Source organism: Chitinophaga sp. RCC_12 (assembly GCF_041360695.1).
Classification (GTDB): Bacteria; Bacteroidota; Bacteroidia; order Chitinophagales; family Chitinophagaceae; genus Chitinophaga.
In genome coordinates this window covers 525394-541693 of the sequence record NZ_JBFUPS010000001.1, presented here as the reverse complement: position 1 = coordinate 541693, position 16300 = coordinate 525394, and the positions used below count along the sequence as shown (strand labels likewise).

Here is a 16300-nt window from a genome sequence, read left to right as displayed (position 1 = left end):
TAAAATTTTTTTTGAAATTTGAAATAATCAATACGCTATTGCGGGTTGTTGGTCAGTAACAACCTGTTTCGGTAATCCGTACCTATGCGTATTCGATAAAAACAGTAAAAAGGTTGTCTCCCCCGCAAAATATTTTCAGCTATTTTTGTTGCTATGGTCAATGAGCGTTTCTATTCAGAGCAATATGAATCACAGGAAAGGGATACCCGGCTTGTAATGGACGTCATGTCTGTATACCTGTATCCCCTGGAAACATTTACCATTACAGACGCTGTGAACCGTGTGGGAGAAATGAAAGGCACCAGGGTCAGCGAAATATTGAAGCACCTGGTTGCAGCCGGACTGGCCATTAAAAATGTAACGGGCAATTATTCCCTGGTACCGGAAATGAACTTTCTGCTGTTCCCGGTAAATATAAAGCAACCTGCTTATTCGGTGCTGCTCCAAAGAACGCAACACGCAGTGCATGCGTTTTACAGCATGAGCGCCCGGTTGCAGGACCTGCAGCAATTGCTTACCGCTTATTTTACAGGCGACCGCTTTTTATTATCGCCTCCTGTAAGGAAACTGGAAATGGAGCTGGATGAGTATCAGCCTTATTTATCCTACCTGCTGTACTTCCCGGCCTATGCAGAACTGTTACCTTTTTTCAGCCAGGAAAGTCTCGACCGGATGGTATCTTTTGCCTTAAAATATAACCTGCTGAAAATGCCGCCGGTGGAAGAATTGGAGCGTTTTCGCCGGCAGTATGGCGCGGATTTTCCTGAGTTGTCACTGTTACAGGGGCATCTTGATTTGCCTCCGGCAGATAAAACAGCAGATGACCTGTATGCACAGGCGGTGATATTACTGTACAGCGGGCAACCGGCAAAAGCACTGACATGCTTTGAAAAAGGGATCAAACGTCAACGGCAGTACGATAAAAAGAACACCCTGCCGCTGTCGCCGCTGTTTGCGTTTTATTATGCATTCACCCTGGCGGTGTTGCCCGGTGAGCAAACGAATCCGCTGATCGCTAAAATTGTAGCGGCTTATGAACGCAAGCTGTTCCCGGCTATTACCCCGGCCGTTTGTTTGCTGCATTTTCATGCGGGCCGGAAGGAGAAGGGCGAGCAGTTGTTACTGCTGATACTGGAAGGAGGAGAGAGCAACCTGCTGAGCTATCTGTCTGTATTGTGTTTGCAGCTGCTGCATCCCAAAAGTAAATTGTTACGCACTTTTAGCACCACCGTTGCAAGATTGCTGGCATTGGGCATGGAGCGTCACTACCGGTTACTGACCTACGAATATTTATATTTATTTAAGGGAGATGATTACCAGGGATATGAAAGTATGTTCATGGAAGCCGGCGCCATTGCCGTGCACCCGCCGGTATTTTCGCAGATGGAACAAACGCCCGACTGGGAGCGGCTATTAAATACACTGCTCGGCGCAGATACACATCTTACAAAAAAAGAAAAAAATGTAGTAGCCTCCCGGTTAATTTACCTGATAGATTTTGACCGGTACAAAATCCAGCCGGTGTTGCAAACCTCCCAGGGCAACAACACCTGGAGCAGCGGCCGTAACGTAGCATTAAAGAAACTGAAGGAAGGGAAGGCGGAAGCCATGGCAGAACAGGATTTCAGGATAGGCGCTACGGTACAGAAAGATCATTATTATAACTACGACGGGGAATCTTATTCCTTTGCTGAAACAGTATGGGAGGAAATTGCCGGCCATCCATTATTATTTTCTGCAGATGATATCACTGTTTCCGTAGAAATAGTAAAAGCCCAACCGGAGCTGAGCGTTAACAGGTCCGGGCAAGGGTATACTTTCAGTGCCAACGTGGATGATTATATCAGTGAAACCGTGTTTGTAAAGGAAACCAACACCCGCCTGAAGATCATCCACCTCACCGCACAGCAGCGGCGGCTGCTGCAAACATTGCAGCAGATCCCCGTGGTGCCGGCCGCCGGAAAAGACAAGCTGATCCAGGTGTTGAAGAGCATTGGCGCGCACCTGACCATCCATGCGGATGTGGGCGATATGGCCGCCAATATCAGCCGCCGGCCCGGCGACAGCCGTATTGTGATACAACTGCTGCCTTTGGGCGATGGATTGAAAGCCGGTATTTATGTAAAACCATTTACCAGTGACCCGCCGTATTGCAAGCCGGGCATTGGTGCGCATAATATTATCGGTATCAGCAACGGGGAACGCTGGCAGGCGATCCGGGACCTGGCAAAAGAAAAGAGTAATGTAACTGCCCTGCTGAACCTCATCCAGGGAGCAATAGAACAGGACCTTTCTGATGATACCATCATTTTTGAAGATCCGCTCGACTGCCTGCAACTGCTGGAAATTATCCACCAGCATCCCGAACTGGTGAGGGCAGAGTGGCCGGAGGGGGAGCGTTACAAAGTGAAGCAACAGGCAGGCTTTGCGCACCTGAGCATTTCATTGAAGGAAAAGGACCACTGGTTTATGTGTACCGGTGAATTAAAAGTGGATGAAACCACGGTACTTGCATTAAAGGACCTGCTGGATACTACGCGTACCGTAAAGAAGCGATTTGTTGCTTTACAGAATGGAGAATACCTGGCGCTGACAAGCGACTTACGCCGCCGGCTAAACGAAATGGCCAGCGTGGCAAATATTGACCGTAACAATGTAAGCATTCAGCCCTATGCCGCACCAGTACTGGACGAATTATTGGAGCAGGCTGGCAGCGTTACTACTGATGCAGCGTGGAAAACTTTCTCACGTAAACGTACCAACGCGATGGAACTGGCCGTAACGGTGCCGGTTACACTCCAAACCACCTTACGCCCATACCAGGAGGAAGGATTCCGCTGGATGACGCACCTGGCGGCCTGGGGAGCCGGCGCCTGCCTCGCAGATGACATGGGCCTGGGTAAAACCATCCAGGCGATTGCCTTGTTGCTGCATCGCGCCCCGGACGGCCCCGCGTTGGTTATTTGTCCGGCTTCCGTGGTAAATAACTGGAGCAATGAGATCAGCCGCTTTGCACCTTCCCTGAACGTGGTGTTCCTGCATAACGGTCACCGTGCCAACCTGATAAAAGGCGCCGGCGCTTTTGACGTGGTAGTAACCACTTATGGTTTACTCCAATCAGAAGAAACACTGCTGGCCGCTGTGAAGTGGCCTACGCTGGTACTCGACGAGGCGCATACAATCAAAAATTTCCAGACAAAAACTTCCAAAGCGGCCATGTCGCTGCAGGCCGGATTTAAGCTCATGCTAACGGGAACGCCTATACAAAATCACATGGGCGAGATCTGGAACCTGTTTAACTTCCTTAACCCGGGATTGCTGGGTACACTGGATCATTTCAATAAACAATTTGTTTTCCCGTCTCTAAGGAACCCCGAGAGTACGGTGAAGCAACACCTGAAAAAACTGATCACGCCTTTTATATTGCGACGTACCAAAACAGGCGTGCTGGATGAATTGCCGCCCAAGACCGAGATTGTAAAGCTGGTGAGCTTATCACAGGAAGAAGCGTCGTTTTATGAAGCACTGCGAAGAAAGGCGCTGGAAAATATCAGGGCGCAGGAAGGCAGTATGGCGCAGCAACACATCCGGGCACTGGCAGAAATCAGCCGGCTGAGGATGGCGGCCTGTAATCCGCAGCTGGTGGATGCTGAAGCCGATATCCCATCTTCCAAATTAATGGTATTCCGGGAAATAGTGGAAGAACTGGTGTCCAACAACCACCGTGCATTGGTGTTCAGCCAGTTTGTAAAGCATCTCGACCTGGTAAGGGAGGCCCTGCATCAACTGGGAATTACCTATCTCTATCTCGACGGAAGTACGCCGATATCACAACGGGATAAGCTGGTGAAAGATTTCCAGGCAGGCACGGGGCAGTTGTTCCTCATCAGCCTGAAAGCGGGCGGATTGGGACTTAATTTAACTGCCGCTGATTACGTGATCCATATGGATCCGTGGTGGAACCCGGCAATTGAAGAACAGGCGTCCGACAGGGCGCACCGGATCGGGCAAACCAGGCCGGTAACTATTTACCGGCTGGTAGCGCAATATACTATTGAAGAAAAGATCATTGCATTGCATAACAGCAAACGGGATCTGGCCGATCAGCTGCTGGAAGGCAGCGACCAGGCCGGTAAGCTCAACGCCCGGGAATTGCTGGAACTGATCGCAGAAAGATAGCTCAGAACGGCGAAGGACTGATACTGGTCCACCCGCCATCGATGATAAGGCTTTGGCCTGTAATATGCCTCGCATGATCGGAAACCAGGAACAGCGCAGCATCGGCGATATCCTGCGTATAAGCAGGGCGTCCCATCGGTGTGAGGCTGGACCAGATCTGTTCATAGGAAGGATCGTCCAGCGTACGTTCCGTGAGGGTAGCGCCGGGAGCAATGGTGTTGACCGTAATTTTAAAAGGAGATAATTCAATCACTAAATTTTTTGCCAGCATTTCCAGCGCCGCTTTACTCATACCGTAGGCCGCAAGATCTTTGTGCGCCTGGTGGCCGGTTACAGAAGAGGTGAACAGAATAGCGCCGCCCTGTGGCTGTTGCTTCATTTGATTGGCGGCGGTTTGCGCCAGGAAAAAAGTACCGCCCAGGTTTACCTGCATAACGCGGTTAAATGCTTCCGGTGTGTAAGTAAAGAAGTTGCCAAACAAAGTAATACCGGCGTTGGCAATCACAATGTCCAGCCGGCCGAATTGTGTAACCGCCGTGTTCACCATTTGCTGAATAAAGGCAATATCGCCGGAGTCGCCGGGCAAGGCTATGCACTGCCCCTTTGCCGCGGTAATAGCGCCGGCAGCCTGTTGCGCCAGCTGTGCATCAATATCATTCAGTATAACCGTAGCGCCTTTCAGCGCCAGTTGTTTGCTTATCTCAAAACCGATGCCCTGACCGGCGCCGGTAACAATCGCTACTTTCTTTTCAAATGTCATGAGCCGTTTTTTAGTGTGAGTCCCTGGTTACTTCGCTGCCGGAGCTGCCTTTCAGAAAGCCGAGGTCCGCGCCGAGATGCGCCTGCTCCACGTGTTGCTGGTAGAGTTGTACATACCCCCGTGTGGACTGTGGATACACCGGTTTCCACGCGGCTTTTCTGCGCGCAATTTCTTCGGGAGAAATAGCTGCCTCCAGCCGGCGCTGGTGTACATCCAGCGTAATTACATCGCCATCGCGGAGAATGGCGAGATTGCCGCCGGCAGCGGCTTCGGGCGATATGTGCAGCACTACGGTACCGAATCCGGTACCGCTCATCCGGCCGTCGGAAATGCGTACCATATCTGTAATTCCTTTGGCCAGCAGTTTTGCGGGCAAGCCGAGATTACCTACTTCAGGCATCCCCGGATAACCTTTTGGCCCCACGTTTTTAAGCACCAGCACACTGTTTTCATCTACATCAAGCGCAGGGTCATCAATCCGTTTTTTGTAATCGTCGATATCCTCAAACACAACCGCCTTGCCTGTATGCTGCATCAGGTGAGCACTTGCGGCAGATGGCTTGATCACCGCGCCCTCCTCGCAGATATTTCCTTTTAATACCACGATGCCTGATACCGTATTAAAGGGAGCTGCTATTGATGAAATTACATCTTTATTATAGCTGACAGCGTCAGCGTAATTAGCGCCGATCGTTTTGCCATTGGCCGTAATACAATCGGTGTGAAGATGCTCCAGCAGGGCATTGATCACAGCCGGGAGTCCGCCGGCATAATAAAGATCTTCCATGAAATAACTGCCGGAGGGCTGCAGATTGGCAATCAGAGGGATATTGGCAGAAAAGGTATCCATGTCCTGCAGGTTCAGTTCCACGCCTATGCGGCCTGCAATGGCCAGTAAATGGATCACAAAATTGGTGGAGCCGCCAATGGCTGCGTTCACCCGGATGGCATTTTCAAAGGCTTCTCTTGTCAGGATATCCGTTAAGCGCCTGTTTTCCCTGACCATTTTCACGATCTCGTTGCCGGACAGCTGTGCCAGTATTTTGCGGGCGGCATCGGGCGCGGGAATAGCGGCGTTCTGCGGAAGGGAAAGTCCAAGGGATTCCACCATGCAGGCCATGGTAGAGGCGGTACCCATTACAGCGCAGTGGCCATCACTGCGGCACATGCCGGCTTCTGCCATAGCGAGTTCTTCGTTGGTCATCCTGCCGGCCCTTACATCTTCACTAAACCGCCAGATATCGCTGGTACCGATGCTGTTGCCCCGGTGCCTGCCGGTGAGCATAGCGCCGCCCGATACCACAATAGTGGGAATGTTTACACTGCAGGCGCCCATTACCAATGCCGGGGTGGTTTTATCACAACCGCATAGCAGCACTACCCCGTCGATGGGGTTGGCGCGGATAGATTCTTCCACGTCCATGCTGACGAGGTTGCGGTATAACATAGCAGTAGGCTTGATAAGTGTTTCACCCAACGACATTACCGGGAATTCCAGCGGGTAACCACCGGCTTCCAGTACCCCGCGTTTCACGGCTTCTGCCAGTTCCCGGAAATGGGAATTGCACGGTGTGAGCTCCGACCAGGTGTTGCAAATACCTATTATTGGCTTGCCTTCCAGCTCATGTGAGGGGATACCCTGCTTCTTTAGCCAGGCACGGTAAATAAAACCATCTTTGCCTCCGCGGGCAAACCAGTTAGCGCTTCTCAGTGAATTTTCTTGCTTCATAACGGGAGTGGATATTTTAAAAGATACAATAAATTATGGATTTCAAAAATGAACAGGGATAGATTTTGTTATCATATAGTCCGTTATCTTTTTATTAATCTTCTTTCTCTACATGATAAGTAGGTTATCCATTTAACAGATGTTTATCACTCATGGCAACAAAAGTTCAATTTTTATTATGGAATTTTAATTTCATAGCATCTGTACGATAACCTGTATAATCCACAAATGAAGAAACTATCCGGATTGATCCTCGGCATGGTCCTTACCCACTGCTGCCTGGCGCAACAAGCCACGGTGAAGGGTATTGTATCAGACACACTTAATCATGTGCAGTTATCCAATACCGTAGTGGCACTGCTTCAGGCGAAAGATTCTATCTTATATAAATTCACGCGGAGTGATGAAAAAGGACATTTTGAATTAACGCACCTGCAATCCGGGAAATACCTCCTGCTGATAAGTTATCCTGCCTTTGCAGATTACGTAGAGCCTTTAACGTTATCAGATACTTCTGCTGTGCAACTGGATAATATTATGCTGACGCTTAAATCGCGATTGCTGCAGGAAGTAGTGATACAGCAAAAAGTAGCTGCCATAAAGATGAAAGGAGATACCACGGAATTCAATGCCGGCAGCTATGAAACCGCGGCAAATGCTTCTGTGGAAGAGTTGTTGAAAAAGCTGCCGGGTATACAGGTAAACGGCAAAGGACAGATTACCGCGCAGGGCGAAACAGTAAAGAAAGTACTGGTAGATGGCGAAGAATTTTTTGGAGATGATCCCACCCTGGTCACCAAAAATCTGCGTGCGGATATGGTGGATAAAGTACAGTTGTACGATAAGAAAAGTGATCAGGCGGCCTTTACGGGTATCGATGATGGAGAAAGATCGAAAACAATTAACATCCAGCTGAAGGAAGATAAGAAGCGCGGCTACTTTGGCAAAGTGGCCGTAGGCGCCGGCGACAATGGCTTTCACGATAGCCAGGCCATGTTGAATGTATTCCGCGGAAAGAAAAAACTGGCTGCTTTTGGCATTGTGTCTAACACCGGCAAGGTAGGCCTCGACTGGGGCGAACGGGAGAAGTTCGGCTCCGGCAGCGGTGAATTCTCTTTTAACGATGATGGTGATGTGGAACTTAATTTCCGGGGTGATGATCTTGACAGCTGGGATGGCCGCTACGGCGGCGATGGTTATCCACTGGTACAAACCGGGGGATTACATTATTCGGATAAGTGGGACCGGGACCGGCAGAACCTGAATGCCAACTATAAACTGATGAAATTGTATATCGACGGGAACAGTGAAAGCATGTCGCAGAATATCTTACCAGATACTATTTACTATAATCATTCTAAAGAGCATTTCAATAATAATATTCTCCGGAACCGTGTTAGTGGCAGCTATGAGCGGCAGCTCGACTCCAGTTCATCCGTCAAATTACAAATAGATGGCGGTCTCGATCATAAAATATCCAATCGGCTCAGCAGCAGCGGAATGGAGCTGAATGATATAACCGTGAACCAGGGAGAGCGTAAAACCTCCAATGTATCGGACATTGGCAGTATGAATGCCAACTTTTTATGGCGTAAAAAACTAAAGAAAAAAGGACGTACCATATCGCTGAACCTCGCGGAGAATTATACCCGCACTAACGGCGAAGGAATGCTGGATGCCTATACGGAATACTACAAGCAGGGTAAGCTGGATTCGGTACAAAATACGGATCAGCTTAAAACCACCAACAATGAAAGCATCAGTATCGTAAGTAATTTTACTTACACTGAACCATTGTCTGTGGCCTCTTCGCTGCTTTTTAACTATGGCATTAATATCGATAACAATCATTCCAACAGGAATTCCTATAACCAACAGACCGATGGTAAGTATACCGCCCTGGATTCGTTATACAGTAACGACTACGCGTTTAATATTTTAACGCATAAGGGAGGTATCCGTTATGGTTATACGAAAAATAAGATCCGTATTAACATAGGCGGCAATGTAGGTCTCACCAGCTTCAGCCAGAAAGATATGTTCCGGAACACTAAAGTAGAGCGCGACTTTGTTAACTGGTATCCGCGGGCGATGTTCCGGTATAGTTTTTCGCAGCAACGTCGCCTTACTGTTGAGTATAATGGGTATACCAGTCAGCCTGGCATCGACGACCTGCAGCCTATCCGCGTGAATGATGATCCGCTCCACCTGCAGATTGGAAACCCTGCACTGAAGCCATCTTTTAATAATAACTTCAGTATTAATTTTAATGATTTCAAAGTGATGACCAATCGAAGTATCTGGGCATCTTTGAGGTATGGATCCACTACCAATGCCATCAGCGACCGGACCGTGATAGATACTTCAGGAGTAAGTACCAGTCAGGCTGTGAATGTAAATGGAAACCGGAGCGCACAGTTCAATTTATATATAGGCTGGAAGATTAATCCATGGGACCTGAGAGTGGGAGGGAGGGCAAACGGTGGTTTGAACAGGAATGTAAATTATGTGAACGGGTTATTGAATACCACGAATTCTTCCAATGCAGGGCTGGGAATCAACCTGGGTAAGTACAAAGACAAAAAGTATGAATATTCCCTGGAGGGAGAGGCGAATTTTAACAACAGCGTATCTTCTGTGGATAAATCTTTACGGACGCAATACTGGACGTATAATATTTCACCTAACGTGAGTTTTTTCCTGCCACTTAAATTTGTATTGCATGCGGATCTGAACTATAACATCCGGCAGAAAACAGCGGTGTTTGCTACCAACAACAATGCTGCTATCCTGAATGCTTATGTGGCAAAGAAGTTTGGCAAGAAAGAGCTGGTACAGATCAATTTGTCTATGAGTGATATCCTGAATCAGAATATCGGCTTCAACAGGTCCGTGTCTACCAATACGATCAGTCAGCGGACTTACAGTACCATTGGGCGTTATGGCTTGTTGTCTTTTATCTGGAACTTTAACAAACTGGGTGCGGCGGCTCCAAAAGAATAGTGTTATGAAAAATATCATTGCAAAGATCCGTGTAATCCTGACCGTTATATTAGTGGTGATAGCTGTTTTCCCGGCATTGGCACAGCACACTACTTTTTTGCAGGAGGGAAGGATAGAATTCGAGAAACGGGTGAACCTGTTTGCCCGCATGGATGAACTGAGTAAGGGGCAGGATAATTCATGGACGGATATGTTGAAAAAAGGGATGTCGCAATACCAGGTCACTTATTTCGATTATTCATTCTCCCGTCAAACGTCCCTGTATAAACCGGGAAGGGATAATCCTGATAATAAAAAGCCCATATGGGAATCCGCACCGGCCGAGGTGAACGTGGTATATTCCCGGCTCGATAGTATGCAAAGTATTTCGCAGAAGCAGGTATTTGAGCAGATGTACCTGGTGAAGGACACGGTGCGCCGGATCCGCTGGAAAATCACGGATGAAACCCGTAAGATCGCCGGGTTCGATTGCCGGCGGGCCAATGCTATTATTATGGACTCTATTTACGTGGTGGCTTTTTATACCGATGCCATTGTTACCCCTGGTGGTCCGGAGTCGTTTAGCGGTTTGCCTGGTATGATCCTCGGTGTGGCCCTGCCGCACGAGCATATTACCTGGTTTGCCACCAAAGTGTTGATAGATGATATAAAAGAAGATGCGCTGAAACCTCCTGTAAAAGGAAAACCGGTAGACAATAAAGGGATCTTCGAATCCGTTTCAAAAATACTAGGTAAGTGGGGGAATTATGGGAGTGCATATATCAGGGCAATTATGTTATAATTGCAGAACAATCCGGACGTATGATGAAAAGTAATTCCCACATATACACGCCTGTACAGCCGTTTGTAAAGCAGCCGGAGGAAGCGGTGGTATACCGGGAGTTTTTGCCGGACCCGGCGTTAGAGGAATACATTTATTGTTACTGGCAGCTTAAAACCACCCGGCCGCTTACCGCGCCTTTTCATTACCGGGTGGTAGCCGATGGTTGCATGGATATTTTTTTTGAGCTGCATGATCCCAGGCAGAGTTTTGTCATGGGATTCAGCGATGCCTATACCAGTTTTCCGCTGGAAGGAAGCTTTAATTATGTGGGCATCCGTTTTTTGCCGGGTATGTTTCCCCGGTTGTTCCGGTTGAATGCTGCGGAAATAAGTAAGCAGGTGATCTCATTGGAGGATGTGGCGCCGGCGGTTACCCGTTTTTTGCAGGATTGCTTTCATGCAGAAATGAGCGAACAGCAGTTGAAACCCCTGCTGGATGCTTTTTTACGTGACCACATTGCCCCAAAGGTGCTGCCTGCAGATAACCGCCTGCTGGAAGCGGTAGATCTGATTGTCTGGCATTCGGGCATCATCAGTATTGAAAAGGAGCTCCCTCCCGGGATTAGCTCCCGTCAGTTGAGGCGCCTGTTTGAATTTTATATTGGCGACACGCCCAAGGCATTCAGTAAGGTGGTGCGTTTCCAGAAGATATTACAATTTACCCATTCTCCGGAATACATCCGGAGGAACAGATCTTACCTCGACGCCGGGTACTACGACCAGGCTCATTTTATCAGGGAGTTTAAAACGCTTTATGGCCTTACCCCGGCTAAAGTGTTTGGTAAATAAGTTGTCCGTTTTTTACAATTTTTCTTCTTCCCGCTATCTTAGTTTTGCTGTTATAAAACTTAGCAGGATATGAAAAGATGGTTGTTACTGATTATTTTCTTTTTTTCTGTATCTAATATTTATTCACAGGTAAAACCAGGTAAAATGAAACTGAACGCAGGAATTATTACGGCTAAATTAGCGGAGAGTAAAAAATTTTATACAGAGATATTGGGATTCGGGGTGTCTTTTGAAAACGAATTTTACCTGTTGCTGCATACACCGGATAAGCAGGCGGAGATTAGTTTTTTGTTACCGGAGCATGCATCGCAGCAACCATTGTTTAGAACTGCTTTTAATGGAAAGGGCGTGTATTTGACCATCGAGGTAGCCGATGTGGACAAGGTATATGAGGTTATTAAAGCGAAGGGTGTGGACATTAAAATAGCGATCCGCAATGAGCCGTGGGGCGACCGGCATTTCGCCATACAAGACCCGAATGGCGTGGGTATTGACCTGGTGACTTATTCCCATCCCTGATGCCATTAACATAATTTTAAGTTAATATAATCTTAAAAGGGCGCTGATTGGTATCATACAGGAACCATTTTTGTTTTACAGGGGTTAACCAAAAAATTTTAACCATGGCAAAGCAAAGCAAGGACACAGTAAAACAAGAAATCCAGGTATTGGCAATTGGCAACTACAAAAGTTATCCTGATGATTACGAAGTAGCACCTGCCACGGTTTCCCAGAATATTCAGTCATTGGCGAAAGGTTATTGGGACAGCCGGGAATATAAAGAAGTAGAGCGGGATGAGCGACTGGGCATCAACCTGGAAGATTATCAGCATTGGACAAAAGAAGCATATGACGCCTTTATGAAATCTAATCAGCAATCCATGAACTAGTCCCATTTCACCATTTTTCGATAAAGACAGCCTGAAAGTAATCGCTTTCAGGCTGCTTTGTTATTATTTGATACTGTTTGCAACCATTTCTCCCCGATTATTGTTTTAATAAGACGGTGGATTCACTGCCATAATGTAGTGGGCACTACACCTGCTTCTTATTTTTACTACACCATACCAAGCTGGTGTTCGTTACCCCCTGAATACATAGGCTTGTGGCTGAACCTGCCATTAATCCTAAATTTTCAGTGCATGAAAAAGCTTATCTGTCTGTTCATGATCCTGGGCGCCGGCTGGCAATTAACTGCTCAAATTACGCCAGCTGCAGTCGTTTTGCCAACTGAGGATCTTGTAACGCAAATCTTTGGCAAAAACAAAGAGTCATTGTTGAATGACTTTCTAAGAATTTCGCCTTTGGAAGAAAGGGCGTTTCAATCGGCATTTCTTGAGTATGAAACGGAGAAGAGTCCGTGGTTAACGGAGCGTATTGCCTTGTTGAAGATGTACAATGAGGAGTTTTCCTCTATTGATGAAAAGAAGATGAATTCTCTCACCAGGCAGTTCATTAACAACGATCTGGAGTTCGGGCGTTTGCAGATGCGTTATTTCCGGAAGTTTAACAAGCTGCTGGGCGCTACCAGGGCGGCCAAGTTCTTTCAGCTGGACAATTACCTGGAACAATCGACGAGGGCGTACCTTCAGAACCAGTTGCCTTTTATAAAAGAGCTGGAATCTGATAAACTGGCGAAACCGCTGACGGCGAGATAGCGGATTTTGTCTTACTCAGGATTACGCTGATTATACTGATTAATTTTCTTTATGATTTTTTTAAGATTAAAAGGTATCCTGTTTAATCAATTTAATAAAATCTAAAAAAAATTAATCAGTATAATCAGCGTAATCCTGAGTAAGACAACCTACGCTTCTTCCACGAAATCCTCGCTTCGCGGTATGGCTTTGAACTTCTCCATGAGTTCAGGGGGAAGTCCTGTGAGTTTGCGTTTACGGGTGTCTATCCAGGCGCCGTCTACTAATACGGTGGCGGATTTGGTGCCATCGCCCCGGAAAATTTCGTGCTTAATGGACCAGCGGGAGCCATCTGCCCGGCATTTGGTCATTTCACAGCTTACGCGCACTTTGTCGTTAGGGCTGATTTCCCGGTGGTAGAACAGCTCTTCCCGGAAAAGGATGGGGCCCAGCTGTTGCTGTATAAAATGAACCGCGGTAAGTCCTACCTGTTCAAGGAGACTAAGCCTGGCCTGTGCGGCAAAGTCGGCATAGGCCGAGTGGCGCAGGTGCATATTAGCGTCTATCTGTGACCATAATACTGGTCCTTCAAAGAATATGTTCATACTTAAATTTACGGAAAAGTGGTGTAAAAAGCCGGGGTCCAACGAGTGGACATTATATCTGTGATGGCTATACGTAAATCAGAACGGTAGCCTGATGTCTGCCAGGGGATTGCGTCTTAATGAAATTTTTCTAATAAAAAAAGCAAAACAAATTTTTTTAGAATGAATTCCTTTTATACTTTCGCAGCCTGGAGAGTTGGCAGAGCGGTCGATTGCGGCAGTCTTGAAAACTGTTGACTGTAACAGGTCCCGGGGTTCGAATCCCTGACTCTCCGCTGTGAGGGATAGCTGAAAAGCTATCCCTCTTTTTCGTCAATCAGCACCTTCTTTTCTCCCACTTGCTGATAATTATGAGAAAGACATTTCAAGCACTGCAGGGTGCTATAACCTCATCCAAATAGTAAAAATTGCTGTCGGACACCAGTTTACAAGTTCCCGCTTTCATATCAGTAAGAAGGTGAAAATGTTTATTCAGGATTTGCATTTTTTTTGTCAAAAGTAAATAAATACTTACTTTTAACCATGCGGCTAAGAGATCAGCATAAGGAAGCTTTGGTTAAGCAGAAGACAATGGAACTTCTTGTCAGGGAGGGTCTTGAGGGTTTCAGTGTGAATAGGATCGCACGGGAATGCCATATTTCCGTCAGGACACTTTATATCTATTATAAAGACAGTGATGATCTCATCGTTCGTATTGCAAAGGAAGAGGCTAAGAAAATGGAAGAAATGCTGTTGGATGGATTCGATGCGTCCTGGTCTATTGAGAAAGGGCTGGAATGGATGTGGAAAGCGAGAGCACACTATATGCTCGATAACGAAACAAGCGTTCGTTTCCTGGATCTACTGCGGCATTCCACCTATCGTAAAATAATTTTCGGGGGCACTATCCAAAAGTTTCAGAAAACCATGGAAGCGTTTCTTCAAAATGCCATCCGGAACAAAGAAATTGACGCGTTACCCCTGGAGGTGTTTTGGTCGCTTGCTTTTTCACCCTTACATAGCCTCATTCAATTACATAATGAAAGCCAGTCGACCGATAAAAAATTTAAGCTGACGAATAAACTGTTGGATCAGACGTTCAAAAAAATGCTTAAAGGACTTTTGCACTGATTTTTTTTCACCAAATAGTAAGTAATTACTTACTATTAACTACTATATAAAACAGCTTTTATGAACACAACAACTTCTTATTTTTTGGAGGTTCCCGGAGCCAGGCTACACTATGAAATAACTGGAAAGGGCCCTTGGTTACTCTTACTTCAGGGAGGTGATGGAGATGCGGACGGCACAAAAGGAATCGCCGGTAGTCTGAAAGAGCATTTTACAATCATCTCTTATGACCGTCGTGGCCTGTCACAAAGCAGTCTGACAAGCCCTTCTGAGGAGCCTACATTACAGGTACATACAGATGACATTCATCATTTGCTTCTCCATCTTACCACGGAACCGGTATATATTTTTGGCACCAGCATCGGGGCGTTGCTTGGAATAGATTTTCTCGTTCGTTATCCGCAACAGGTGCGCTTACTGGTAGCACATGAACCCCCGCTCACGCAATTCCTGGATAAAACGGCGGCTATTAAAGCGGCGGAACAGCAGGAGGAAATCGAAAATGCTTTTCAACAGGGGAGCATTGCTGAGGCCATGCAAAAATTTGCAGCGCTGGCGGGTATCAATTTTAAAGACAAGGAACCCGATGCAGAGTTCCCGAAGCCAACACCTCAACGAACTGCCAATCTTGCTTTCTTTCTTCAGAATGATGCACCTGCCGTCCGGAAATACCGGCTTAACCCCGGTGAATTACAACAGGTGGCAGATAAGGTTTTTTTAGCGGCCGGTGCTACTTCCGGAGAAAACCTGGCCCATCAATGTACTATAAGTATCGCTGAATTTTTAAGGAAAGAAATAACAATATTTCCGGGAGGGCACAATGGCTTCATCACCCATCCAAAGGCTTTTGCGATGTTGCTGGCAACCTTTCTCCTGTCCAAACCACAAGGTATTGATACAAATGCAAATGGTTAAAAAACACCCTCATATTGTCGCAATTGCACCTCACCTGTGTACCTTGTCCTCTTTAACTTTGGACAACAATCAAACTAAAACAAATAAAATGAGAAAGATCAGAATTTTCGAACATATTTCGCTGGATGGCGTGATAGAACATGATGGAGACTACACCTATGGCGCCTGGACTACACCCTATCGAAGCCCTGCTGGGGCGGCGATGCTCTTTGAGGCATACGGGCCGGACTTTGACCTGCTGCTTGGCCGCCACACCTACGATATATTTAGTGGCTTTTGGCCTAATGCCGGCGATTTCCCTATGGCAAATGCTATAAATGCTGCAACGAAATACATCGTAACCCACAGGCCCGATAGCCTGGAATGGGGACCGGTAAAGCATTTGGGAGGAGATATTACAGCGGCGATTCGCCATCTCAAGTCAACAGAAGGCCGCGACCTGATCGTTGTGGGAAGTTCAACATTAACGTCCTTGCTGCTCGACCAGGGACTGGCTGACGAAGTTGTGCTCATTACCTACCCGGTTTTGCTCGGCCGGGGTAAACGCTTATTGTCGGACAGTATTGACGCCCGGGAACTTGCTTTTGTTGACTCTAAGGCCACACCCACCGGTTTGCTTGTCAACACGTATAAGCACGTTGGCTCGCTGAAGAAATAATCTTTTGCCGGGATGGCACGGATAATTCATTCATATCCGTATGATGGGTGAATATATGGAGACCATTAGGATCGCCTTATCTCATAATTATTC

Annotated in this window: 13 protein-coding genes and 1 tRNA gene; 11 read left to right on the top strand and 3 right to left on the bottom strand. The window is 47.0% G+C overall.

The window, feature by feature from the left end; genetic code table 11:
* Positions 1–153 precede the first annotated feature (153 nt).
* Positions 154–4179, top strand: coding sequence for a DEAD/DEAH box helicase (locus AB6805_RS02190; protein WP_370907828.1), 4026 nt, complete (start codon positions 154–156; stop codon positions 4177–4179).
* Between the two features lies 1 nt (position 4180).
* On the opposite strand, the gene AB6805_RS02185 is transcribed toward AB6805_RS02190, so the two are convergent.
* Both AB6805_RS02185 and AB6805_RS02180 read right to left on the bottom strand, forming a co-directional pair.
* Positions 4181–4939, bottom strand: a complete 759-nt coding sequence (locus AB6805_RS02185) for an SDR family NAD(P)-dependent oxidoreductase (RefSeq protein WP_370907827.1) — start codon at positions 4937–4939, stop codon at positions 4181–4183.
* 10 nt (positions 4940–4949) lie between these two features.
* Positions 4950–6668, bottom strand: a complete 1719-nt coding sequence (locus AB6805_RS02180; RefSeq protein ID WP_370907826.1) for an IlvD/Edd family dehydratase — start codon at positions 6666–6668, stop codon at positions 4950–4952.
* Positions 6669–6896: 228 nt separating this feature from the next.
* Between AB6805_RS02180 and AB6805_RS02175 the strand changes: the two genes are divergently transcribed.
* The 6 genes from AB6805_RS02175 (at position 6897) to AB6805_RS02150 (ending at position 12940) form a co-directional block, all read left to right on the top strand.
* Complete coding sequence (locus tag AB6805_RS02175) at positions 6897–9671, top strand: outer membrane beta-barrel protein (protein ID WP_370907825.1); 2775 nt, start codon at positions 6897–6899, stop codon at positions 9669–9671.
* Between the two features lie 4 nt (positions 9672–9675).
* On the top strand, positions 9676–10452 hold the full coding sequence (locus AB6805_RS02170) for a GLPGLI family protein (RefSeq protein ID WP_370907824.1): 777 nt from the start codon (positions 9676–9678) through the stop codon (positions 10450–10452).
* A 20-nt stretch (positions 10453–10472) separates the two neighbouring features.
* Complete coding sequence (locus tag AB6805_RS02165; RefSeq protein WP_370907823.1) at positions 10473–11282, top strand: DUF6597 domain-containing transcriptional factor; 810 nt, start codon at positions 10473–10475, stop codon at positions 11280–11282.
* Between the two features lie 69 nt (positions 11283–11351).
* Positions 11352–11801, top strand: a complete 450-nt coding sequence (locus tag AB6805_RS02160) for a VOC family protein (protein ID WP_370907822.1) — start codon at positions 11352–11354, stop codon at positions 11799–11801.
* Positions 11802–11905: 104 nt separating this feature from the next.
* On the top strand, positions 11906–12172 hold the full coding sequence (locus tag AB6805_RS02155) for a hypothetical protein (protein ID WP_370907821.1): 267 nt from the start codon (positions 11906–11908) through the stop codon (positions 12170–12172).
* Between the two features lie 252 nt (positions 12173–12424).
* Entirely contained in the window at positions 12425–12940 is a 516-nt protein-coding gene (locus tag AB6805_RS02150; RefSeq protein ID WP_370907820.1) for a hypothetical protein, read from the top strand.
* Between the two features lie 149 nt (positions 12941–13089).
* Here the strand turns inward: AB6805_RS02150 and AB6805_RS02145 are convergent, their stop codons facing one another.
* Positions 13090–13524 carry a thioesterase family protein gene (locus tag AB6805_RS02145; RefSeq protein ID WP_111579096.1) on the bottom strand — a complete coding sequence of 145 codons (435 nt, stop codon included), beginning with the start codon at positions 13522–13524 and terminating at the stop codon, positions 13090–13092.
* Between the two features lie 190 nt (positions 13525–13714).
* Here AB6805_RS02145 and AB6805_RS02140 point away from each other — a divergent pair.
* The 4 genes from AB6805_RS02140 to AB6805_RS02125 all read left to right on the top strand — a co-directional run bounded on the left by AB6805_RS02140 (position 13715) and on the right by AB6805_RS02125 (position 16207).
* Positions 13715–13799: transfer RNA gene (locus AB6805_RS02140), tRNA-Ser, on the top strand.
* A gap of 247 nt (positions 13800–14046) precedes the next feature.
* Complete coding sequence (locus AB6805_RS02135; protein ID WP_370907819.1) at positions 14047–14634, top strand: TetR/AcrR family transcriptional regulator; 588 nt, start codon at positions 14047–14049, stop codon at positions 14632–14634.
* A 60-nt stretch (positions 14635–14694) separates the two neighbouring features.
* Positions 14695–15549: an alpha/beta fold hydrolase gene (locus AB6805_RS02130; RefSeq protein WP_370907818.1), complete on the top strand. Its 855-nt coding sequence runs from the start codon at positions 14695–14697 to the stop codon at positions 15547–15549.
* 88 nt (positions 15550–15637) lie between these two features.
* The gene (locus tag AB6805_RS02125) at positions 15638–16207 is read left to right on the top strand and encodes a dihydrofolate reductase family protein (RefSeq protein WP_370907817.1); all 570 of its coding nucleotides are present in this window, start codon (positions 15638–15640) and stop codon (positions 16205–16207) included.
* Positions 16208–16300: the final 93 nt, after the last annotated feature.

Bases quoted from the DNA above. Each gene is read 5' to 3' on its own strand.
- AB6805_RS02180 (WP_370907826.1), bottom strand. From the start codon at position 6,668: ATGAAGCAAGAAAATTCACTGAGAAGCGCTAACTGGTTTGCCCGCGGA.
- AB6805_RS02160 (WP_370907822.1), top strand. From the start codon at position 11,352: ATGAAAAGATGGTTGTTACTGATTATTTTCTTTTTTTCTGTATCTAAT.
- AB6805_RS02165 (WP_370907823.1), top strand. From the start codon at position 10,473: ATGATGAAAAGTAATTCCCACATATACACGCCTGTACAGCCGTTTGTA.
- AB6805_RS02135 (WP_370907819.1), top strand. From the start codon at position 14,047: ATGCGGCTAAGAGATCAGCATAAGGAAGCTTTGGTTAAGCAGAAGACA.
- AB6805_RS02170 (WP_370907824.1), top strand. From the start codon at position 9,676: ATGAAAAATATCATTGCAAAGATCCGTGTAATCCTGACCGTTATATTA.
- AB6805_RS02125 (WP_370907817.1), top strand. From the start codon at position 15,638: ATGAGAAAGATCAGAATTTTCGAACATATTTCGCTGGATGGCGTGATA.
- AB6805_RS02175 (WP_370907825.1), top strand. From the start codon at position 6,897: ATGAAGAAACTATCCGGATTGATCCTCGGCATGGTCCTTACCCACTGC.
- AB6805_RS02150 (WP_370907820.1), top strand. From the start codon at position 12,425: ATGAAAAAGCTTATCTGTCTGTTCATGATCCTGGGCGCCGGCTGGCAA.
- AB6805_RS02145 (WP_111579096.1), bottom strand. From the start codon at position 13,524: ATGAACATATTCTTTGAAGGACCAGTATTATGGTCACAGATAGACGCT.
- AB6805_RS02190 (WP_370907828.1), top strand. From the start codon at position 154: ATGGTCAATGAGCGTTTCTATTCAGAGCAATATGAATCACAGGAAAGG.
- AB6805_RS02185 (WP_370907827.1), bottom strand. From the start codon at position 4,939: ATGACATTTGAAAAGAAAGTAGCGATTGTTACCGGCGCCGGTCAGGGC.
- AB6805_RS02130 (WP_370907818.1), top strand. From the start codon at position 14,695: ATGAACACAACAACTTCTTATTTTTTGGAGGTTCCCGGAGCCAGGCTA.
- AB6805_RS02155 (WP_370907821.1), top strand. From the start codon at position 11,906: ATGGCAAAGCAAAGCAAGGACACAGTAAAACAAGAAATCCAGGTATTG.